This window comes from Sphingobacterium shayense (genome assembly GCF_013179575.1).
Lineage (GTDB): Bacteria > Bacteroidota > Bacteroidia > Sphingobacteriales > Sphingobacteriaceae > Sphingobacterium > Sphingobacterium shayense.
On sequence record NZ_JABMCQ010000029.1, the window covers coordinates 1 to 23,010 of the forward strand.

The following is a 23,010-nucleotide window of genomic DNA, read 5'->3' on the forward strand; positions in this document are numbered from 1 at the left end:
AAAACAGCAAAATGGAAATAATATTAAATTTTCAAGATATTCCTCTAAGAATATTGCCAATAATTTTCGGAGAAGTTTGTATGACCAAATTAATTGGGTTCCCGAATGATCGGTATAAAAGACCCCCGAGGAGCAGGCAGTACTACGTTGTTATTGCAGGATCTAAAATATGACTTAGGGGATCAATTCAGTAAAGCGTTATACGTCACGGCTGATCATCCTTGGTTTTGTAGTCACAGCTTATTAGACACTTCGATGGACTGGTATCAGTAAGGAGGGGAGATATTATTCATCGACGAAGTACATAAATATCTCTCTTCGTAAAGAGAACTCAAGAATATATATGATGTAATACCTCCGTTAAAAGTAATTTTTTCAGCGACATCTGCATTAGATATCTATCGAGGTCAGGCAGATTTAAGTGGACGAGTCATCAGTTATTCATTACTTGGGTTGTCGTTTGGGAAGATCTGATTTTTGCAGGAACATCGTGCTTTTTGTCTATTTCTGTCGATGATATTCAAGATCGACACCGTGAAATTAGTGGAGACACAGCGTTGACGATGCAACCATTACGAATATGGTAAGTTTTTTGCGACGAAGCTGTCTACCGTCCTAGCCGGGATTATATAAGTTTAAAGAATACAATTCTTTTTCAAGAAACTGTCACTGCAAGAACGACAATATGTTGAGAAATCGTAGTTGTTACAGAGACATTTTTCGTATATTTATATTTATGAAAGAAGTGATAAAGGAAATATTGATTCAAAATCAAGAAAGAAATCTCGCTAAAGGGCTTCGGATGCGTTATACAGGAATATCATTGGATCTTGAAAAAATTCAGGCTATAATTGGCCCTCGTCGTGTTGGAAAAACCTCAGCCATGCAGTTGGCTATCGAAGAACTAAAAACACTTCGGGGGGTATCCGCCGAGTATATTATCTATTTTAACTTTGAAGATGAGCGTATACAATTCGAACCTCATCAACTCGATTTAATTTTGCAAGCTTGGCAGGAACTCAATCCAGAAAATGAGTTAAAAAACGCGTGGTTTTTTTTTGATGAGGTACAAGCCGCACCAGGATGGGAACGTTTTTTAAATCGGATCAACGAAACTATTTCCAAAAGAATTTTCTTTACCGGTAGTAATAGCTCTGTGCTTCATACTGAGCTTAAATCAGTATTGCGCGGCCGCAGTATAGCGATCGAGTTATTACCTCTTTCTTTTAAAGAGTATTGTGAATTCAGTAATATTGAACCATCAGAATATGGTCTAGCTAAAAGTAAAACCATTGCCTTATTTCATCAATATTTGGTTCGCGGGGGGTACCCAGAAACTATAAATTTGCCCTCGCAGCAAATAAGTATTGCCTATTTACAGGAGTATTACAATGCGATGTTGTTGCGCGATATTATAGAATATAACCAATTAAGTAACTATAGTTATTTAAGAAGCCTATACCGTCAAGCAGCCTCAACTATTGGAAAAATTGTAAGTACGCGACGATTGCATAATCATCTCAAATCGCAGCAATATAGCGTTGGCATAAATAGCGTTTATGAGGCGATGGATATTGCGGAACAGGCATATTTGTTTAAGAGGATTAGTCGTTTTGACTATTCGGACAGCAAACGTGAAAAATCTGATAAAAAAATCTATTGGTTGGATAATGGATTATTAAATGCTAATACTGCACAATATACAGGTAATAATGGGTTACTGTTAGAGAATCTCATATTTAAAGAGTTGTATCTTAAATTTGGTAGTATTTACACAAACAATATCTATTATTATGCAGATGCCTCGGGAGAATGCGATTTTGTGGTGTATCAAGAAGGAGGTGTTGCTTTACCTGTCCAAGTCAGTTGGACGTTAACCGATTCGGACACGAGGAAAAGAGAGATAAAAGGATTGCTGAACGCCGCCGCTTATTGCAAAGCGGAAACGGGATGGATTATTACACTCGATGAGGAAGAAAAATTGACTATCGACGGGGTAGAGGTGAAAATAATGCCGGCTTGGAAGTGGTTGTTACGATCGTAATGATGTTAGCTCTTAAGAGGCTGTCAAGTGAATGGTTCGCTCCTTTCTACCTAACTGGCGCTGAATTAGAGAACTCCTTTGCCTCGCTTTCATTGGTCTAATTCCGATTGATGTTTGTTAAATTATATAGTCTATCTGCGAAATTTGTTGGTTCGGTGTAGGATAAATAAATATGAAATTGGATTAAGCTATCTAAAAACAGAGGGGAATTCACTATCCGAATTCCCCTCGTTCAGTTGTTATGATGTTTAGTTTAAATTTATTTCACCGTCAATGTCGCCTTATCATTCCCTGCGGAAAGGTCGACTGTTAACACATATGTTTTGCCATCGGCTAACGCCTGACCTTGTGTAATCCCAAGATTCCCCGAATCACGTCCGTTCGTGCCATTACCCACAAAGATCAGATCGCTAGTTGTGGTCAACGTCGCTGATGAAAACTCTCCTCCCCAGTTCTTTTGATGGAAGAATTTGAAGTTTATGTTGTCAGCGTTAACGGTTTGACCTGCCACAAGGGTTATCTGGTATTTTTTACCTCCGATTGGCGCCATACACAATGCTTTCTCGGTGGTCCATCCTACAGCGTTTGTTAACGCAGGTTTACCTATACCTTCACCTATAATCCAAATTGCACCGGTTCCGTCTTCGCGCAAAGTCGCTAGCTCATTTTGATCCATCGCTTCTACAATAAAATACTTTTTCTCTAAGTCTGCCGAAATTTTGTATTTCCCCGAGATTGCGGCGAACTTAAAAGTATTTCCGTCAGTCGTAATGAAATCAGAATCAATCCACCAGTCAGAGAGATCTTCAAAGCCATCAATTGTCATTTCCTCTCCTTGATTAAGCTGAAGGTCGGTGTAAAAAAGATTATCGTTTACACGTTTCATGACCGAGCCATTTACTGCGTAAGCAACAATAAACGGTGAGGCGCTGAAATCAAATGTGTTGAAAGAAATACTATAGTTCCCCGAACTTGAGTTGGAGAATGGAATTTCCGTTGTTGACCCCAAGACAACGGTATTTCCTTCGTACCCGAAGGTCATCTGGTTGCCATTATCTCCAACTTTCGGGCTTTTAATGTATCCCTTTACCGAGAATGGAAAATTCTGTGTCGCAGCATATTGATTGGTTGCTACTTTTTCCATTTTGTATTCGCCCGTTGAAGTAACTAGCGTTAGGAATGGAAAATCGGGTCTGGACAAATTTAGCTCATAGCTTTCCTCAGTTATCGTTTTATTTATATTTTGAAGGACGACTTTGATTGTAGCTACCGCATTAGGAACATCTTTATAAAATGGCACCCATATCTTGCCCGCATAATTGCCGTTTTCTTTTGTTCGAACCACCGTTTCCTGAACGAGGTCATCGGTATAAAACAGTTGAATTTTTACCGTGGATAGGGGAACCTGCGGGTCGGAAACTGCGACGTTAAAATCAAGGCTATCACCAAATAAAGCAGATGAAAAATCTGATTGAAGGTCAATGGTTGGGTTTCCGGTAGTCTCATTCTCCGATTTTTCGCAGGAGAAAAATACCGCGCACAAAGCGAGAATGCAATAATATTTGAAATTAATACTTTTCATATGCTAACAATTATTTCCATTGGTAGGATGCAACAGCTTTCACAGGAATTTCATAACTGAAATGACTAGTGCCGTCGGCTATTGTAATATTTTGAACTTCGTTGGTATTGTTTAGTGCCACAAGAGCGAAGCTACCATCGACGTTTTTAAAGGCACTGTATATGAATCCGTCTGCGGTATACCCTCTGGTTCCAATGCGCACAGCTCCCGGTTTCACGACGCTCGAAAGGTGTCCGATGATGTAATAATGGGAATTACGGATAATCGTCTTGTAGTTGCTGCTGTTTATGTCAACAGCACCGTAGCATGTCTGACAGCCTCCTTCTCGGTTTGGTCCCCTCTCCGAATCGAGCATCAAGTTCCAAACGATGACCGCTTTGCTCCAATTGTTTACCGTTCCCAGTGCGACCTCCTGCATATCTTCCATTAACCGGGTTGTCAGGTTTTGACCATCGTTCCACGTGCCGATGGAGGTTTCTGTGAAAATTATTTCTTTGTCTGGCCGCTGCTCATGGATATCTAGTAATTCGGCTTTATCACCTCCATAATTATGGTAAGCAGATCCTGTTAAGAACGAAGCGGCTGCCGGGTCGTTATAAATATTGATCGGGTAATCATTTTGCGAGTCTATATTGTCATAGTTATAATTATGATCGAACGCATATATTTTTGTTTGCAGACCTGCCGCACGGAGTTTTGGTCCTAAGGCTTCTTTTACAAAGGCCTGTTGTTCCTGCCAGCTCATGTATAATGACGCGGAGTTTCCACGGTTCAAAGGTTCATTCTGAGCCGTTATTGCATCGATGTTTATCCCCTGCTGCTGAAATGCTTGAATCCATTTAACAAAGTAGGTTCCGTAATCCTGGTAGTGCTTAGGGTTCAACTGGCCATCGGTCCAGGAGTCGTGGGGCTGAAGATCATTTAAATTATTTACCTTCATCCATTTTGGACTTGTCCAAGGTGATCCGATGATCTGTACGTTTGGATTTATTGCTAGAATTTCTTTTAGGATAGGGATGACGTAGTTTAGCTCTTCGTCTTGTAAGGCAAAGTTTCCTTCGCCCGGAGTGTCCCAGCAGGTGTATTCTGAGAGCGAGAAATCTGAACACCCGATTGCTATACGGATATAGCTCATTCCGATCCCTTGGGTGTCGGAAAAAGTTTCGCGTAGAAATTTTTCACGATCTTGTTTATCCATTTTTAGAAGGTTGTAACAGGTCGAGCCGGTAATTGCTGCCCCAAAGCCATCCATTGTTTGGAATGTGGTCGTTGGATCTAACGTAATGGTGTTAGGCGACATATTGTCTTTGCTGCTAAAATCTTTGTAATGCGTATAAAGATCGTAAACCCGGTTGTTAGAAGTGACAACGATCTTAACGTCACCCTCGGTTTTGGTTCCAGAACTATCTGAGGGAGTAAAACTATCGTGTGTGCATGAAGATGTTGCGATCGCTCCTGCTAACAAAAAGGTAAGTAACATAGATTTTTTATTTTGAGTTTTCATGGATTTGCTGTAAAAAATTAATAGCCGGGATTTTGAACAATTTTTGGGTTCTGATCAATCACTGTTTGCGGGATTGGCAACCGATAGGAATTGTTGTCAAAAGGATATATCTGCTTCAGACGTCCTTCGTCTTTGTTGTAAACGGCATTCATTGTGGATTCTATCCTATCTAGTCGTTTTAAGTCGAACCAGCGCTGTCCTTCGAAAGCCAGTTCCAGCCGTCTTTCTTTAAGTAAGGCATTAAGCATCGATTCTGATGACGATTTAGTTGCGTTACTAAGTGGTGGCAATTCGACTCTAGCACGCACTTGATCGATTATCGCTGCTGCCGCTGACAGATTTTGTGAGGGCCCATTGATGAGCGCTTCGGCTTTTAGCAAAAGAATGTCGGCATAACGAATTTTTATGATGCTGTTAAATGCCGAGCGAAGCTTAAACATAAACGGATAGTTACTGGCCGGATAATAGTTGCTCCATCCTGCTGCGTAGTAGACGATCGATTCGTTGAAGCGTATATCATCTCCTTCTTGCTCGAATGTTTTTATTAAATCGCGGGAGGGTGTGATCCATTTGGCCCATGTGAAGCTGTTATCATAGTTTGTCAGATCGCGACCAAACATCCATGTCGCCCAGTTTCCACTTCCGGAGAAGAACTGTGCTTCCAAGATTGACTCCTTGGTGTTGCGCATTTTTATGTCCGTCTGTGCTTGGTTCATACCGAACAGATCGTTGTAATTATCCGTTAGTGCGTAGCCTTCTGCGGCGAGCTCATCAGCGTATTGGATTACTTTGTTGTAATCGCGGAGTGGTTTCTCTGCGTATACTTTCGCTAACAGTGCCTTTGCGACAGACTTTGTGAAGAGCGTTTTGTCGCTAGGATCCGTATCGGGCGCTGTAGATATTGCGTCTAAGCAGTCTTTTTCGATCTGTTGATATGCTTCCTGCTCTGTGTTTTGTGCAGGAAAGTAGTCATCATAGACCTCACCTATTGTTTCTGAGGTGATATCGCCCGCTATAGTTGTGATGACAGGAATGTCTCCCCATATACGAACCATGTCAAAGAGTACAAGAGCACGGAAAATTTTTGCCTGAGCCTTCATTTGCGTGCGCTCCGCGGTGGTCAGCGCGTTGTCTTGTACAGAGTCTATATTTACGATCAAAACGTTAGCTCGTGCGATATCTTCCATATAACGGTTCCAGTCGCGCAGTAGAACGGAGTTCGACCCTTCAATAGCATTATTTTCAAATGGCACCACTTCGGCACCCGTGGTTCCAGCATAAGCGTTGTCCGAATGGGCGTCCGCTATGAGTAGCATATCAACATACCAGTGTTCTTGCCGGTCGCGCATCTGACGGTAAATGGTCTGTAGATGATTCTGCACAGCAGCTTTGTCTTTGAAGACAACCTCTTTACCTGTTTCATCAACACCTTGGGTGACGTCAGAGAAAGAATCTAGGGGATCCTTGTTCAACGAACAGGATACGGTTAGGAGCACCACTGTAGAAATAAAAAGAGATTTATAAAATATATGTAACATGATTTCTGATCAATTAAAATTCAAGGTTAACGCCAATTACAAAAGCTTTGCTCTGTGGGTAGGTTCCCCAATCGATCCCCTGTACGGCGCCGCTATTTCCCCACTGGTTTACTTCAGGATCCATTCCTGTGTATTTGGTAAAGGTTAATAGGTTGCTGGCCGAAACAAAAGGCTGTAGGCGGCTTATCCCGATATTTTTGAGTTTTTCTCCTGCGAAGTCGTAGCCTAGCGATAGGTTCTTCAAACGTAAATAGCTTCCATCTTCTATAAAATAAGTCGAGTTGCGCATTGTGTACCCTGCTTTAGGGACGTCAGTCTGTTGACCGGGTATTTGCCAGCGATCAAGCACTCTTGTTGTCTGATTCTTACCATCGTACATCCCCTCGGTTTCCATTCGTGAAGCGTTGAAGATATCATTACCATATGCGCCTTGGAACAGGATGCTCAGGTTGAAGTTCTTCCAAGAAAGGTTATTGGTCAATCCGAATGTAAAATCCGGATTGGGATTACCTATGTAGGTACGATCAGTAGAGGATATTTTCGCATCTCCGTTTAGATCTCTGTACATGAGCTCGCCAGTTTCAGGGTCAACGCCGTCCGATATATATCCGTAGAAACCGCCCATTGATCTTCCTGGCTCGTTGCGTACGACCTGCTCATTTACGAGTTCGCTCGTGCGACCATCCATGTAGATCTGTTGCAGATCTAAGCTTTCAAGGCGGTTTCTGTTAAACGAGATGTTAAACTCTGTATCCCAGGTCAATGCCTTTGTGAGATTTTTGCTGCTCACCGAGAACTCAAAACCTTTGTTCGTCATTTCACCTTCGTTTCTTGTTATACTGCTAGCTGCAGCTGCTCCCGCAGGCAACGAAACGAACATAAGCATATCTTTGGTCCGTTTATGGTAGTAGTCCGCTGCGAAAGTGATGCGGTTATTAAATCCTGTGAAGTCAACACCGAAATTTGTTTGCGTTGTTGTTTCCCAGCGCAAGTCTTGCGTTCTTAGGTTGGCCTGCGTGATCGTAGGCAGCGCGTTCTCTTGGTCCGTCTTGAACCACTCAACACGTTGGATATTATAAAGCTGTAAATAAGCATAATCACCGATACCGGACTGATTACCTGTTTGCCCCCAACCACCGCGGATCTTTAAGTCATTCATCCACGAAACGTCGCTCAGGAACTCCTCTGCCGATAGGCGCCATGCCGCGGACATGGAAGGGAACACTCCCCAGCGGTTGTCTGGATGTATTTTCGAGGACCCATCGGTACGGATGTTCGCTGTTAAAAGATAGCGTCCGTCGTAGTTGTAGGCGGCGCGAGCGAAGTAGGACATGATTGCCCACTCGGACGCCCCTGAACCTGTTCCGTCCCAAGATATCTTGTTCGCCGCGTTGAGCGTGCGTATTAAATCACTCGAGTAGTGCGATCCGTAGATGTAGTTATTGGTATATTTTGAATCTGTCCAAGACGAACCGGCCATTCCTTCGATGTTATGAAGGCCAAACGTATTGGTGTAAGTTAGCACGTTGTCGAACGTTAGCACGGTATTCATACTTCTGGTGTCCGATGCTTCCCCACGCTGGTTACGACCCCAAGAGGTCGAAATGGGATCTAGGAACGTCGTGTTAACAGAGTTTCTTCTATCCAGCGTGAAGGATGATTTGAAAGTAAGTTCAGGAAGGAGCGTTACCAGTGCGCTTCCAGAGGCTAAAAGCCTATTTTCTTTATTTCTGTTGTTCGCGCTACGGGCCATATTTTCCAGCGGACTGGTAATGTTTACTCCGTAGAAGTTGGAGTTGTACTGATCGGGATTCATCGGATCCCAAATTGGTGCGAATGTAGGTGTGTTTATTGCGGACAGCACTACGCCACCACGATTTGCACCTGTCCCGGTGCTTACACCGTTGTCGGTGTAGTCCGCGTAATTCACGTTGGCATTTACCGTTAGCCAAGGACGAATTTTATTGTCGACGTTAGCCCGGAAGTTATAACGCTTGAAGAAGGTACTGTTTATAACACCCAATTCGTCTACGTATCCTCCAGAGAGGAAATATTTGAGTTTCTCGGTACCATCGGTGATGGAGACCTGATAGTTTTGTATACGCCCATTCTGATAGGTTTCTTTAAACCAATCCGTTTGGTCCGTTAGGGTTGGAGGGAGCGTCACCAGACCGATTTCCTTTTGGAGTTCCATATACTGCTGGGTGTTGAGAACGTCCACGTTGCTGGTCACAACATTTTGTGTGAGCTGTGTGTTGAAACTTATTTTCCCTTGGCCGCTGGTACCAGATTTCGTGGTGATCAGCACCACGCCGTTTGCTGCACGGGAACCATATATTGCGGCTGATGAAGCATCTTTCAGGATCTGCATGCTGGTAATATCGCTCGGGGAAAGGAAGCGGATATTATCCACAGGGACACCGTCGACAACGTATAAAGGATCGTTGCTACCATTGAAGGACGTTGTTCCCCGAACACGGATTGACATTTCCGATCCCGGAGCTCCGTTTGGCTGCGTCACGGCAACACCCGCTGCCTTACCTTGGATTGCTTGGGCAACGTTTGTAATCGGCCGCTGATCGAGGTCTTTGGTAGACACGGTGGAAATGGCTGTTGTAACGTCCTTCCTTTTTACCGATCCGTAGCCGATGACTACGATATCTTCCAGCATATTGTCAGCTAGATTGAGTTCGATTGTCATTGGCGTGCTTGCAGCGCGTAAGGTAACTGTGCTGTATCCGATAAATGATATCTGCAAATCACTGCCAGGGGGAACGCCGGATAGCGTAAAATTTCCTTGGGCATCCGTCAGGGTGCTGATTGAAGTCCCTACTACGGCTACGGTCGCTCCGGCAATTGTTTGGGCAGTTGCAGCATCGTGAAGTGTTCCAGTTACCTGAATATTTTCTTGGGCCAGTGCAGGTGAAATCGTGCATAGCGCAAAAAAGATAAAAGCGAGAATTTTAAATCTCAACATAGAAATTAACATAAGTTTGATTAAGCGTATTTGTATAATAATTGTTAGCTCTCTGCTACTTTAGGTTTATCAGAGACTATTAATTACAAATTTAACAGGAAGATCGCGGACTAACGACTCGATCGGTACCTATAGAAGTAAAAAGTAGGTTGTTTTTATTTGTAATGGTTTGTTTTACAATATGTTGTTTTATTTGGCGTCTGAGCAAATAGTATGTCAAAAAAAGGGAAGCGAAGCTATTTCTTTTCAAATCCACCAATTAACAGGACTGCTTTTTCGAATTCTTCCTTGCTTCCCAGGATACTGTTTCTGACTTTCACGCGGTAGTTATAAATGGTCTGCAATGAGCAGCGCAGAAAACGAGCGATCTTTGTTGTATCATTAATTCCTAATTTTATAAGGGCATATATGCGGAGCTCGGTGTTTAAAAATTCAGACGCAGCCGGAATAATTTTTTGGTCAGCGACTAACAGCTCTCTGAATTCGGTGATGAAATTCGGGTATAGATTTAAGAAGATGACATCAAAATTCCTATACAGCTCGTCGAGTTCAGATTTAACGAAGTTATCTGTTTTGAGCTCCTTTTTCAGCTGGCGAAGGTCGTCGCTGATCGCATGTTTATACAGCGCGTTGCGATATTGTTCATGCTTTTCGATGTAGCTCGAGCAGATCTCGAAAAACTGCGTGATGTAGATTTCTTTGATATGGCTTGCTTCTAGTAGGTTACTGTTCGACTCTTTAAGTGTTTCATTTAATTGAAGTAGTTCTTGGTTTGTAGCGTGCAATTCTGCGCGGATGATGCTTAATTTTTTCTTTTGTCTATTAACTTTGATGATCCCCCCTAGAAGCAGTAGCGAAAGCAAGGTGATCACGGAGAGCGAAAGTATAAGGAACTGTTTCTCTTTACGCTCTTTATCTTGAAAAGCAGCGTTGATCAACGGATAGAAGGTTGTACTTTCAATGGTGCGGTAACGGACGTTACAAAATATAGCATCTTGGATAGCCTGCTGGATATACTGATAAGCACGCTCAATATCACCCTTTTCGTAAAAGGCAAGCGAAAGGTTTTGTAGAGACGCATTATCCATTATCGCCAGACGCATGTCGGTTATCGCCGAAATGCTGAAATATTTAATTTGCGCATCAAGGTCGTTGTTATGTTTAGCAATCACGCCCAGATAATACGCGATAACGGCACGTTCGGGATTGTTATCCGATGTCCGTTCGAGCAATTCTTCGAGCATTTCCTTTGCCCCGGTAGCCCCATTTGCATACAACTTTGTGGTTGCGAGCGTTATTTGGTACTCAAGAGAGCTGGGATCCAATACCTGCAAGAGAGAATCGCGGTAAAGCTCGCTCCGTTGATAATAGCTTGCGCTATTGCTGCTCTGACCGTAGTGGCTGCAAAATTCGGTGAGTGTGGTAAAATATAGAGGTAGCAGCGCCGAATCTAAACTCTCTCTTTGAATTTCATTGAGAATTTTTTGGGACTCAATATATTTTCCCTCGGACGAAAATAAACCAGCTAGTTTGAGGTTGGATTCATTCATCGCATGTTGGTTTGCCGCTCTTTGTGCTAGATGAACATTTTTCTGCACATAAAATATTGCTGAATCGATTTGGAATTTTTCGTACTGTTCAATGATATTGTTATTCAGTGTGTAATGCTGATGAAATGATCCTGCGACGAGGGAGATTGAATCTTTTAATGCAGCGACCTTTTTTTGTTTTTCAATTTTGTAACTCTCTTTGTTTTTGAGGGTGAAATCGAGTCTTGTGCGTACAGAATCGTTAAATTGATATGCAAATCCAGAGGTGTGGATAGTTAGAAATAAATAAATAAGCAATCTGTGCATTTTAAAACAAGCTATAATTCTTCTTTACAAAAGTATAAAATTATTGGAGAGGGGTGGGTGTGTCGCTGTTAGAAGATGATGCTATTGTATATAGATAGCCTGCGTTCCTTGAGATGTCACTGGTGCAATGGCGCCTTGCTTGCACAAAGAATGTTTTCGCCTAACATGTTTTAATATGTATTGTTCAGTAGGGCTAAATCTAGTGCTTCAGTGACGTCTTGAACAGTATCGTTGAGCCTGAGTCGATACTTTTATGATACCAGGGGCTAAAAATAAGTTTAGTTTTTACACCTAATCAAGTAAATTCTTATAAAATATTTGTCGTAGAAACATGTATTGTTTACTAATTTTTTTAGAAATTCGTAAAAATTTAGTATTTTTCACAACGCTTAACAGAGTGAATGTACATTGTTCGGAAAAAACAAGGCTAATTGAAATGATAGTGGGGTAAAATTGAAAGCTTTTTCTCGATTAGAAATAGTCTTGTAAATCTTATGGAGAAATTATCGGAGAGATTTAAAGGTTCGAAGAATACATTGAAAGTAAGTATAAACATACGGCTGGTTTTGGGACTGAAATCTCTACTTTGAACGCGATAAGATGAGGCATCGTCTTTAGACGAGGCTGTGGTTTTTGAAGCTCAATCCGTGGGCACCGCAGTGTTATATAGTCGTCCGATCGCTTATCGAGTACCGATAAATAAACGTAAAACCACCAATAAAGTTTATTTTTTAATGAACTTTTGTTTGATTAACAACTAATTATGTCTAATTTTGCTACTATAAAGTTTATTCAAAAGTATAAAAAGGTTGTCTATTATTCCGTTGTAGAAAACGGAGACGAGGATGATTCATCGATATTCGAGTTGTTTTTACAAAAATTTGGAGTTGAAGAAAGGAATAAATTGAATCATGTATTATCTTGGATTAGGGAAATTGGTAATAAATATGGGGCGCAATCCCATTTATTTAGAAATGAGAATAATGCAGCGGCTCTTCCGCCTCGAGGAGTAACACGAGAACCTTCATATATAGAAAATGAAGAAGAAAAAGCCAATCCGCTTCGTTTGTATTGTCATAGACTGAATGAGCATGTAGTTATATTATTTGGTGGCGGGATTAAGACCGCGCCTAAGGTGCAAAATTGTGATAATGTAAGAATGCCATTTATTTTAGCTAATAAATTGTCTAAAATGATTGATGAGAATATACGTAGCGGGGAGATAGGCTGGACTGATGATTACTACGATATTGCTTACGAGGATAGTTTTAAACTATATTATTAATATGAAAATTTCAAGAAGAAAATCCAATCAAGAAAATCCAAATAAATTGGATAAGGGGATTATAGACAATTGGTTAGAAGAGCACGGTGATCCAGCAATTGATAGGTTGGTGAAAAAGAACTTAGCTATAGCAAATAAGATTCAAGAAGTATTAAAAAATAAGGGCCTTAGAGCTGTTGATTTAGCTGCATTAATGGGGAAGCAAAAATCGGAGGTCTCTAAATGGCTATCTGGGCAGCATACGTTCACGATGCGGACAATTACGGCAATAGAAAGCGCTCTAGAATGTGATATTATAAATATCGAACCTGAGGTTAATACAGTATATTTTACAACGTATGTCCGTTATGAATCAAATTCTAACGAACAAGAAGGTTATCAATTTGAAGATTCTTTTATCAAAGGAGGATTTAAATACGCCAATTCTTAAACGATAATGAAGAGCGGAAAGATTATACCTGAAAAGATAGAACTTAGGAAGATTATTCCACAAAAGGAATATTTTGACAATCATTGCGATTTATCGGACAAAAAATTTGCATTGCGAATCGCTCAGAGAGTGCAGCATAACCTTGAGAAAAAATCATTTAAAATAACTCTTCTTATATCGTTCCTTTGTGAAGGAACAAAATTTGCTGAATATTTGTATGAATTTATCTATGAAGTAGATAATATTTTGGATTTTTTGGTGGAAGAAAAAGAGGACAAGGTGTTTACAGGACAGATCGTAGGAACACTGATCGGGATTTCTTATTCTACGTTGCGCGGATTACTGTATGGTAAAATGGGTGAAACAAATCTCAATGGTTTTATTTTGCCCGTGATCAATCCTAATGATATTCTAAAATATAAAATATAATAGCGTTTGCGATTAAGGTTGAGTCAACCACTCTTCTAAACAGGTTCAAATATATTGTGATTTAATCCATTTGTGAGCTATTGCACTACTATTACCACTTAATGTCTGGACAACCATCGTAGTGGAGATCATGTATACTGCAGCCAAATTCCTTTGCTCTTTTCTTGAGTGAAGCAATATGATTCTCCCGGGGTGCTCTGCCGACGATAAAATGATCATCGATAAGTTGGGGGATCTTTCTAGATCTTGCGAGCCCTGTCCTTGTGGTTATAAATTCCAATTGTAGTTTTTGAAACGTAACAAAGGCGTACGTATTTCATGCTATATTGCCCGACTTTTACCGTTTTTGCCCCACTATTGCCCTACTGTCTTGTACGAAATACTTGAACCGGAAGTACCTGTTTTAATAAGAACCTTAAATTTACCTGCCAATGCTGTTAATTCAGTTGTCGCTGTTCTTTTCGATATGGAATTCAAGGTTTGGTAGTCACTATTTGTAATTTTTCCTTTTTCTTTCGCAAACAGAACAGCCTTGACTTGTCTATTATTCAATCCAAGCGCTTCCAGATCCTCTGGGTTATAAATATCCTTTTTAAACGCTACCCAAAAATCTGAACTCTCCACAAGGTAGGCCGGTTTAGGAAGCCCTTCTGCAACACACAATTCCGTCATTTTACTGATGCCGCGGCCCCATGATTCTACATAGCCGCTACGGAAAAATGCGTTGGCAATATCCGGATTCACAGGAGTTAGTTCTACCAAATATGCAAAAACTTTGGATTATCTGAGTTTAAACTTTGAAATATCTGTTGTTAAACTTTGGATTATCTGAAAATTAATTTTGGAATATCTTTAAAAATATAATTCTGAAATAATTAATACGTTCGAATTAGATACCATTGATAGGTATTGTCATTAATTGTTCAGTAGACTTTAGTTTTTTCGATAAATTTTCGAGCAATTTGCAAATTATAACGGTGCCACCAGAGAATAATCAAACTTCTCCGGACAAACTTATGGGGCTTTGTGACGCCAAGTTTTTTAGTATCGATTCGGAATACAAAATTGTCGAATAATGAACATGACGAAATCTGGTTTGTAATTGATACTGATGATTGGAATGTTGGTGGAAAAATTAACAAGTTAAAGGATTATTGTAATGCTAAAGTAGAAAACACTTTTAAGGTTTTTATGGCTCAGAGTAATCGAAGTTTTGAAATTTGGCAGTGCTACCATCATTTTCAATTTCCTCCAAACGAGAAGGAAATTGGTCAATTTTTAACATTTATAGAGTATTTGCATAGTAAAATACCAGGAGGTTTTAACCCAAATAGTATGTCTATATTGATTGTTGAAGCGATTGAAAACACAAGGTTGCATATTCCGGTATATAATTTACCACTAGTCCGCTAGAACGTTTACCAGTCATTCCGATTCATACTTTTTCCGGAATATACATTATGTCTCATAATTACCATTAGAATAATTTTATATAAGGTTCGAACATAAATATTTGCCTCCTTTTGCCGCCCGTCATTTCTTTTAATATCTCATACTGTTCCATTTCATCAATAATTTTGTAGGCAGTCGGCATTGATACGCCTGTAAATTCTACTACCTGTTGGGCGTTGATGATTGGTCGTTGATATAAATGTTCTAAAATATTGAGTAAATGATGGCTTCGTGTACTGTTTCTCTGTATTAATTCTTCTTTCTCCTTTTTCAATTTTAATATGGCATCGAATGTAGCCACCCCACTTTTTGCTGTTTCTATGATGCCTACCAAAAAAAACTTCAACCACTGTTTCATATCACTATGCGTACGAACACGCATCAAATTGTCGTAATACAGTCCTCGGTTGCGTTCAAAAAAATCTGATAAATATAAAACAGGTTTTTTAAGAATTCCTTTATCTACTAAGTAAAGCGTAATTAATAAACGCCCTACACGACCATTTCCATCCAAAAAAGGGTGAATGGTCTCAAACTGGTAATGTATCAATGCAATCTTTATCAAATCAGGAAAAAAGTATTCATCGTTATGAGCAAATTTCTCCAAATCATTCATCAATTCCGGCACAGAAGTATGTACAGGAGGTATAAAAATAGCATCATTTATACTGGCACCACCTATCCAATTTTGACTGGTACGGAATTCGCCAGGCAATTTATGTTCTCCACGGACACTTTGTAATAATATCCGATGTGTTTCGCGGATTAACCGAGATGAAAAAGGTAAATCGTGGAGCTTCTGAATAGCTTTGTTCATGGCCTCTATATAATTATGAACTTCTACCCAATCGTCTCTTCGCTCAACACCCAAATCTTCTTTATTCAAAAAGGCATCTTCTATATTAGTTTGTGTACCCTCAATCTTACTACTCTGTGTAGCTTCCTTGGCTACGTGCATACTAATGAACAAGTCGATATTAGGGATATATTCGGAATACATATCCAAACGACCCATTTGCCGGTCAGCTTGTGACAGCAATTGTTGTATCTCCATATCCGCCAATAACCATTGCTTGTTCAGCTCGGTCGGCTGAAAGCTTTTGTAATATCCTTGGTTAATATAGGTTCCTGCTTTGAAGTCTTTCATTTGGAATAGAATTTATGATTGAATTTTAAATAAGGTGAGTACTTATTTAAAATTCAATATGCTAAATTAAATAAAAAAATCCTTATTTAAAAATTTGATGTTATTTTTAAATAAGGATTTCGATGCTAAAATAAAACACTATCTTTTTAATCAACAACTTTAATCTTACCCGTTACCACATCGTTGATAGTTCAGCAATCAGTCGTTATGCTGGACTACCGGTTAGCTCTTCGACTATATTAAGAGTGGTCCAAGGAATAAATATACAACCTAAGGCGTTGACTACGGGACCGTTATTGTTGATTTAGAACGGAAAAGAAGTGATAGAGGGAAGCCTACAATAGACATTGTCATTAATTGTTCAGTAGATGCTAAAGGAGGATGATTTCCCTCAAGCGTGCGACCAAATTGTCTACGACATGTTTACAGACTGCTAGCTAACAATCAACCCTATTGGAGAAATTAAGCCTGCTGATCAAATTTAATCATCGATTGGTGCAAATAAGTTAAAACAAACATAATTTTATGATCATATATTTAAACACTTAATTTTCTTATCTTTCGACATGTCGACACGTAAAACTATCGCCATAGATATGGATGGCGTTCTTGCCAACAACATGGCTCATTATTTGGATTATCATTTCAATAAAACTGGGATTCGAATTACAGAAGCTGCGATTCAAGGTAAACCGGAGGAAAAATGCTTTGACGATCCAGAAGCTGTATATAGGTATTTGGCTATGCCCGATTTCTTTCGTACACTTCCGGTGAGTCTAGACGCACAAGAAGTCGTCAAGCGACTAAATGATCATTTTAATGTATTCATCGTGTCTGCAGCGATGGAATTCCCATGGAGTTTAGTCGAAAAATATAATTGGTTGGCGGAATATTTTCCATTTATTACTTGGCATCAGATTGTTTTTTGTGGAAATAAAGGAATTATAAACGCGGATTATATGATCGATGATCATATTTATAATCTTAAATCATTTTCCGGAACGGGTTTGATCTTTAACTCATATCATAATATCCATGAGACAGGATTTGAGAGGTTAAACGGCTGGAAAGATGCAGAAAGATATTTTTTCGGCGAGGAATAGGTCTATGGAGGGCACCGACACAGATCACCCGATAAATATATTCTTTATTTGCAAATGCGGAAGCGTAAACGGTTAACGTTATGCTGTCTTCATAACCTATTTCCTAATCTAAAGTTTATATTTTTTCCTAAAATAGCAATAGCCTAGCTCGGTAAGTCTGCGGATCGCTGGGCGTGTTTTTTGGCGATGTTTTTTTAGGAAAGGTTAGCCTTCGCTTGTTCCAAAACGTCGGGACCGGTTTAAAAACGTGACCTAGCGCGAAGCAGTTATATACTGGTCAATCCCTATTACAAATACGGTCAATAATTCTGTATATTGGCATTTCATCCGTTAGAATTATTTTCAAATTGGACAAACGATTGCATCCATTATTAAAGTGATATTTTATGTTTTGTTTGGATTTCGGCTTTAAATCAGTAGTGGATAAGAGCTATATTTAGCCCTATTTATAAAATCAGTTATGAAAATTTCAAACATTATTTTAGCAATATCGATGATATTGAGTTTTCATGTGGACGTGCAGGCGCAAAGCCAGGATGAGCTGCATTTAACAAAAGCATTTGTTGATAAACAGCTGGAGGTGGCGGCGTCTCAGATTACATTTTTAGCCAAAGCAACACCGGACGAAAAATTTCCAAGGACTTTTTCGAAAGGTGAGCAGCAATTCTCTGGATCTTCTTGGTGGTGTTCCGGTTTTTATCCAGGAACGTTACTTTATCTTTACGAGGCTACGGGGTCGAATAATTTATTGGATTTTGCAAATCGAAAGCTGGATTATTTAGCAAAAGAAAAGGATAACACTGGAACCCATGATTTAGGTTTTATGTTGTACTGCAGTTTTGGAAATGCTTTACGTATCACAGGAGATTCCACTCGATATAAAGATGTACTGGTTAGCGGGGCACGTTCTCTAGCCAGTAGATTCAATCCAGTGACACAAACTATCCGGTCTTGGAATCATAAGCCGTGGCACTATCCGGTTATCATTGACAATATGATGAATTTAGAGTTCCTTTTGCAGATGTCAAAAATTACAGGTAATAGCGATTTGTACGATATTTCTGTTTCGCATGCGAACACGACTTTAGCTAATCATTTCCGTAAAGATTATAGTTCTTATCATGTAATTGATTATGACGAAAAGACAGGAGCTGTCCTCGGCAAGAAGACACATCAAGGTGCATTTGACGAATCTGCTTGGTCAAGAGGGCAGGGTTGGGCCTTATATGGATATACCATGATGTTCCGCGAAACAGGTAACAAGAAGTATCTTCGACAAGCTCGGAAAATTGCAGATTACATCTTTAACCACCCTAGTATGCCTAGCGATCTAGTGCCATATTGGGATTTTGATAAGGACCAGATTCCTAAAGAAGATAAAATGTACGAGAATAGAAACCTTCGAGATGTTTCAGCAGCGGCTTTATATGCTTCGGCACTGGTGGAGCTTTCGCAATATGTTACTAAAAAGGAGGCTGCGCGTTATATGCAGTGGGCTGAGAAGATCATAACTACGTTATCTCAGGAGCCTTACCGTGCTCCATTAGGTGAAAACGGTGGATATATTCTGCAACATAGCGTCGGGGCGTTGCCACTGAACTCTGAAGTTGATGTTCCGCTTACCTATGCGGATTACTATTACGTGGAGGCGCTAGTTCGCTATAAGCGGTTGTTGGAAGGCAAGTCGGCGGTTCTAGAAGTGGCCGCCCGATAGGCGCAGTGTGGTATTTATTGCTGAACACTGTCACGATCGTTTTGCGACAGTGTCCAGTATAAAACATGTAGGTTTGCCTTAGCTCAGGGAAGTTTAACTTGGACGATTTCTCCCTTGCAATTCACTTTATTGATGTAATTGAAGTTTGACTGTTGAAATTAAGGATAACCACAAAATTGATCGTTCTAAAATGCAATGGCAGAAAGGCGATAGTTCCGTTAGTCAGTGCCTACAGGAGTCTTCTGCATACATTACTCCTGAGAAAATAAGGCCTTAATAGTATTTGCTAATTGGTTGATTTGACTTTTGTGTTTTTCTTTTACGCGGTCAACCGATAAAGTTCCCCCAAGAATGAACATCTCTTTGTTTTCAAACCGATTTCCAAGTCTATCGTTAAGCATTATCGTTCTCATACTCTGTTCTATGCCAGTTTTGTTTAGAAAATCATTCGGATGTCCAGCGGTACAGATTGCTATTCCATATTTGATAACTTTCATTTTCGGAAGGGATGGTTGGTGACCGTAGGCATAGCCTACCGAGTATACCCTGTCAAACCATCCCTTCATTATTGCCGGACAATCGCTCCACCAGAGGGGATATAAAAAAATGATGCAATCTGCTTTTTCTATTTTTTTGTGCTCTTTCAGCACGTCTTCAGATACTGGCAGCGTTGTGTTTGCAGATCCTTCTCTATGGTATTCCTGTTCTGTCATACTACTTTGAAAGTTCTGGGCATACAGGTCGGTTATTTCAACGTTCCAACGTTGTTCTGTCAAGACACTCTCCAGCTGTTTAAGTATTTGAAAGGTATAAGACTCTTTACTTGGGTGGCTGTAAACAATTAAAATATTCATCTCGGATCTTTTCTACTGTCAGTTTTCCGAGGAAAAGTGACGGAAATAGCTTGAAATAATAAACGTTATCTTATTGAAATAAAAATAGGATAAAATATACTATTGGGCAAGCTATTCATGAAGCAGCGTCCATCATTAATTAATGAAGATGAATAGAACACGTAGATACAGGGTTAGGGCTTTTGAGGATTTGCTATCGGTAAAGCGGCTTCCCATCCTTTTCGGAGTACCTCCGATAGCGCTTTGACGTTCTGCTGTTGATCTTTCTGCCCGACTAAATTTACTGTTTCCTTTGGATCGTTGATTTCATCGTATAGTTCGCAAGCGATGAATTCGTCCGTCTGGAAATCTTGCCACTCGGTGTAACGAAATTCTTTAGTGCGGACGGAATAGCCCATAATATCATTGTCTTTTCGTTCGCGCAGAAACTGCGAGAAGACTGCAGATTTCCATGATCTTTGAGGGTCCTTGAGTAGTGGCGCCATACTTAAGCCCTCTAAATCTTCGGGAATCGGAAGCCCCGCCAGATCGACCAGCGTAGGGTATATATCTACTAGTTCCACCAGAGCATCTGATTTTACATTTTTGAGAGGTTCACCGGGGTTGACTACTATGAGTGGCACGCGGGTGTCGAGCTCAAAGTTAGTCGTTTTTGCCCAAAGGCCATGTTCTCCTAGATGGAATCCATGGTCACTCCACAGAACGATAATGGTATTTTCAGTTAGCCCTAGGCGATCAAGCTCGCTAAGGAGTTTACCGAGCTGAGCATCCACGAAGCTCGTACTGGCGTAATACCCCTGTAACAGCTGGCGGATTTTTTCAGGGTCAGTAACTGGATCATTTTTAGGTATATCGGTATAACCTCGAAGCTCTTTCCAGTTATGTAGTGCTATCTCTGGAACATTCTTGGGTGGCAGGGGATTTGTAGGTGGAGGAATTGGGATGCTATCGTATAGTACCCAATACTTCTCTGGGGCAACAAATGGCAGGTGAGGCCGGCGGAAGCCAACAGCTAAAAAGAATGGTTTATCTTTCACTCTATTTAAAACACTGATTGCCCTGTCAGCGACCATCCCATCAATGTACGCGTTATCGGGCACCTGCGCACGCTCGGTCGCATGCGCTTTGAAACCTCTCGATTTTTTCAAGACATCTGTATTCTCGACTAATGCGTAGCGTCCGAGGAATTTATCGGTTACCGCAAGAATCTCCGGCGCGGACCAGGATGGAGGGTCCTGTGCTTGCTGAGGGTCATGGTATATTTTGCCTACAGATTGGGTGAAATAGCCGTGCTGTTTGAAATATTGGGGAAGAGTTACGACTTGTGGGAGTGCTGTTCGGAAGTGCGTCTCCAGGTCCCACACTTTGGTGCTGTTAGGGCGTCGTCCCGTTAGTACGGAGGCGCGAGATGGGGCGCATACGGACTGCTGAGAATAGGCATTGTTAAAGCGGATGCCTCTAGCGGCGAGTTTGTCCATGTTGGGCGTGAGCGCTATGCTGTCTCCGTAGCAGCCGATGCTCGCGCGCAGGTCGTCGAAAGCAATAAAAAGGACATTTTTTTGCCGAGCGGGTTTCTTGGTGGTGCTTGTGTCCTGCTGCTCCATGAGATTTTTAAGGATTTGTTTTCCCCCCGTGGATGCGGTAGCACTGTTCCACGTGATTAGTAGCAATAGCAGTGCTAACTTCGGTAGGATACGTTGGAGAGAACAATGTTTTGAATAATCCATATCAATATGTTTTTAATGTATTAACTACAAGGAGCCTCGGGAGAAACCTTTACGGGCTGTATGCTCTTCAAGAACACTCCTCAGTGGGCGGAATACTGGTCTTTGACATTCGCTGGATGAATATTAATTGTTATGTTTTATTTTGATAAATCGCAGGCTTAGGGTTGCTAAAAGCAGCAGGACGGCAATAACCTGGAACGTAATGGAAAGATTCACGTTAGCATCTTTTAATGCGCCGCCGAGATAAACCATTAAACCGCCCACGATGGTGCTTAGAAAATTTAAAAAACCATATCCTGTTGCAATGTATCGGGGATTGATCACTTGCGCTAGTAAAGGCATCAGGTTTGCATCGTTAGCACCCCTAGCTAGCCCGAAAACAATCATCCCTAGCACGGCGATTCCAAAAGAAGCGGTGCTAGCGAGCAAGAACAGAAATGGGGCACCAATGCAGAATCCCAGAAGAATCACGTTTAGTCGCCCTTTAACATTCTTTTGTACCCACCTGTCAGCAAGAATACCACCTGCAATCACTCCGATAAACGACCCTACCTGCATATATCCTGTGGCGGAGATACCTGCACTGCCAAGGCTTAAATCAAACTGCTCTTTAACGAAGGTAGGTAGCCACCCGTTTACCAACCAGTTGGCCATCCCTAGAGCGGAAAAGAAAAAGAGGATTATATAATACGAAGGAATTTTAAACAATGATTTTAAAGCCTCACCAACCGAATATTCTTCCGAGGGGTTATTCTGGAGGTTTTCGTTTTGTGGTTTTTTAGCGTCCTTAAGCAGGTACAACAGTAAAAATGCATATAATACACCGAAAGCGCCAAATACATGAAAACCGTAGCGCCATCCCCAGGCCTCCGCTATGTAACCGCCAAGTCCCCCAAGCGCTAAACCGGTGTACAACCCACACATATGTAGCCCCGTTGCTATTGATCGTGTCTTGCCAGAATGATAATCAGTAATAAGCGCGAGTGCGGCAGGGATATAGCAAGCCTCGCTCACGCCCATCAGTATCCGAGTTATCAATATTTCAGAAAACGATTGGGTATACCCTGTCCATAGGGTTACTGCAGACCATACTCCAACGGAGAATACTATAAGCTTTTTTCGAGAATATTTATCGGCTAGATAGCCGCCGAAGGGACTTACCAGACCGTAAGCCCACAAGAAAACAGAGGTCAGTAGTCCAAACTGTGCATCGTTAATGGCGAAGTCAGCGACGATCGGGTCGCGCATTGAGGTGATGAGCAGGCGGTCGAAATAATTTAAAAAAGCGACCACCCAGAGCAGGGCTACTACTAACCAAGGATAAAATGATCTGTTCGATGAGAGGGTCATACGTAGGTTTATTTATAA

18 protein-coding genes are annotated in these 23,010 nt (G+C 40.9%); 8 read left to right on the forward strand and 10 right to left on the reverse strand.

Annotated elements, in window-relative coordinates:
- The first annotated feature begins 105 nt into the window (after positions 1-105).
- The gene (locus HP439_RS05520) at positions 106-273 is read left to right on the forward strand and encodes a P-loop NTPase family protein (RefSeq protein ID WP_172389348.1); all 168 of its coding nucleotides are present in this window, start codon (positions 106-108) and stop codon (positions 271-273) included.
- Between the two features lie 463 nt (positions 274-736).
- Entirely contained in the window at positions 737-2,044 is a 1,308-nt protein-coding gene (locus HP439_RS05525; RefSeq protein ID WP_172389349.1) for an ATP-binding protein, read from the forward strand.
- Positions 2,045-2,303: 259 nt separating this feature from the next.
- On the opposite strand, the gene HP439_RS05530 is transcribed toward HP439_RS05525, so the two are convergent.
- The 5 genes from HP439_RS05530 to HP439_RS05550 all read right to left on the reverse strand — a co-directional run bounded on the left by HP439_RS05530 (position 2,304) and on the right by HP439_RS05550 (position 11,501).
- A complete protein-coding gene (locus HP439_RS05530) occupies positions 2,304-3,626 on the reverse strand; it encodes a DUF5125 domain-containing protein (protein ID WP_172389350.1) in 1,323 nt (440 codons plus the stop codon).
- 10 nt (positions 3,627-3,636) lie between these two features.
- Positions 3,637-5,130 carry an endo-1,6-beta-glucanase gene (locus HP439_RS05535; protein WP_172389351.1) on the reverse strand — a complete coding sequence of 498 codons (1,494 nt, stop codon included), beginning with the start codon at positions 5,128-5,130 and terminating at the stop codon, positions 3,637-3,639.
- A gap of 17 nt (positions 5,131-5,147) precedes the next feature.
- Complete coding sequence (locus tag HP439_RS05540) at positions 5,148-6,668, reverse strand: RagB/SusD family nutrient uptake outer membrane protein (protein ID WP_172389352.1); 1,521 nt, start codon at positions 6,666-6,668, stop codon at positions 5,148-5,150.
- 13 nt (positions 6,669-6,681) lie between these two features.
- Positions 6,682-9,645, reverse strand: a complete 2,964-nt coding sequence (locus HP439_RS05545; protein ID WP_246229265.1) for a SusC/RagA family TonB-linked outer membrane protein — start codon at positions 9,643-9,645, stop codon at positions 6,682-6,684.
- Between the two features lie 236 nt (positions 9,646-9,881).
- Positions 9,882-11,501 (reverse strand): DUF6377 domain-containing protein, encoded by a 1,620-nt coding sequence (locus tag HP439_RS05550; protein ID WP_172389353.1) that lies wholly within the window; start codon positions 11,499-11,501, stop codon positions 9,882-9,884.
- 763 nt (positions 11,502-12,264) lie between these two features.
- Here HP439_RS05550 and HP439_RS05555 point away from each other — a divergent pair.
- From HP439_RS05555 to HP439_RS05565, 3 genes are read left to right on the forward strand one after another with little or no spacing between them, the layout of a single operon-like run.
- Positions 12,265-12,786, forward strand: a complete 522-nt coding sequence (locus tag HP439_RS05555) for a hypothetical protein (protein ID WP_172389354.1) — start codon at positions 12,265-12,267, stop codon at positions 12,784-12,786.
- 1 nt (position 12,787) lies between these two features.
- On the forward strand, positions 12,788-13,216 hold the full coding sequence (locus HP439_RS05560) for a helix-turn-helix domain-containing protein (RefSeq protein ID WP_172389355.1): 429 nt from the start codon (positions 12,788-12,790) through the stop codon (positions 13,214-13,216).
- A 6-nt stretch (positions 13,217-13,222) separates the two neighbouring features.
- Complete coding sequence (locus HP439_RS05565; RefSeq protein WP_172389356.1) at positions 13,223-13,645, forward strand: hypothetical protein; 423 nt, start codon at positions 13,223-13,225, stop codon at positions 13,643-13,645.
- Between the two features lie 354 nt (positions 13,646-13,999).
- Here HP439_RS05565 and HP439_RS05570 read toward each other — a convergent pair whose 3' ends face one another.
- A complete protein-coding gene (locus HP439_RS05570) occupies positions 14,000-14,407 on the reverse strand; it encodes an ATP-binding protein (RefSeq protein WP_172389357.1) in 408 nt (135 codons plus the stop codon).
- 303 nt (positions 14,408-14,710) lie between these two features.
- Between HP439_RS05570 and HP439_RS05575 the strand changes: the two genes are divergently transcribed.
- A complete protein-coding gene (locus HP439_RS05575) occupies positions 14,711-15,058 on the forward strand; it encodes an RloB domain-containing protein (RefSeq protein ID WP_172389358.1) in 348 nt (115 codons plus the stop codon).
- A gap of 64 nt (positions 15,059-15,122) precedes the next feature.
- Here the strand turns inward: HP439_RS05575 and HP439_RS05580 are convergent, their stop codons facing one another.
- Positions 15,123-16,244, reverse strand: a complete 1,122-nt coding sequence (locus tag HP439_RS05580; RefSeq protein ID WP_172389359.1) for a Fic family protein — start codon at positions 16,242-16,244, stop codon at positions 15,123-15,125.
- A gap of 566 nt (positions 16,245-16,810) precedes the next feature.
- Between HP439_RS05580 and HP439_RS05585 the strand changes: the two genes are divergently transcribed.
- On the forward strand, positions 16,811-17,347 hold the full coding sequence (locus HP439_RS05585) for a 5' nucleotidase, NT5C type (RefSeq protein WP_172389360.1): 537 nt from the start codon (positions 16,811-16,813) through the stop codon (positions 17,345-17,347).
- A 460-nt stretch (positions 17,348-17,807) separates the two neighbouring features.
- Positions 17,808-19,061: a glycoside hydrolase family 88 protein gene (locus tag HP439_RS05590; protein WP_172389361.1), complete on the forward strand. Its 1,254-nt coding sequence runs from the start codon at positions 17,808-17,810 to the stop codon at positions 19,059-19,061.
- A 251-nt stretch (positions 19,062-19,312) separates the two neighbouring features.
- On the opposite strand, the gene HP439_RS05595 is transcribed toward HP439_RS05590, so the two are convergent.
- From HP439_RS05595 to HP439_RS05605, 3 genes are all read right to left on the reverse strand, one after another.
- Positions 19,313-19,915 carry an NAD(P)H-dependent oxidoreductase gene (locus HP439_RS05595; RefSeq protein WP_172389362.1) on the reverse strand — a complete coding sequence of 201 codons (603 nt, stop codon included), beginning with the start codon at positions 19,913-19,915 and terminating at the stop codon, positions 19,313-19,315.
- Positions 19,916-20,088: 173 nt separating this feature from the next.
- Positions 20,089-21,642 (reverse strand): sulfatase, encoded by a 1,554-nt coding sequence (locus HP439_RS05600; RefSeq protein ID WP_246229267.1) that lies wholly within the window; start codon positions 21,640-21,642, stop codon positions 20,089-20,091.
- A 123-nt stretch (positions 21,643-21,765) separates the two neighbouring features.
- Positions 21,766-22,992: an MFS transporter gene (locus tag HP439_RS05605; protein WP_172389363.1), complete on the reverse strand. Its 1,227-nt coding sequence runs from the start codon at positions 22,990-22,992 to the stop codon at positions 21,766-21,768.
- Positions 22,993-23,010 lie beyond the last annotated feature (18 nt).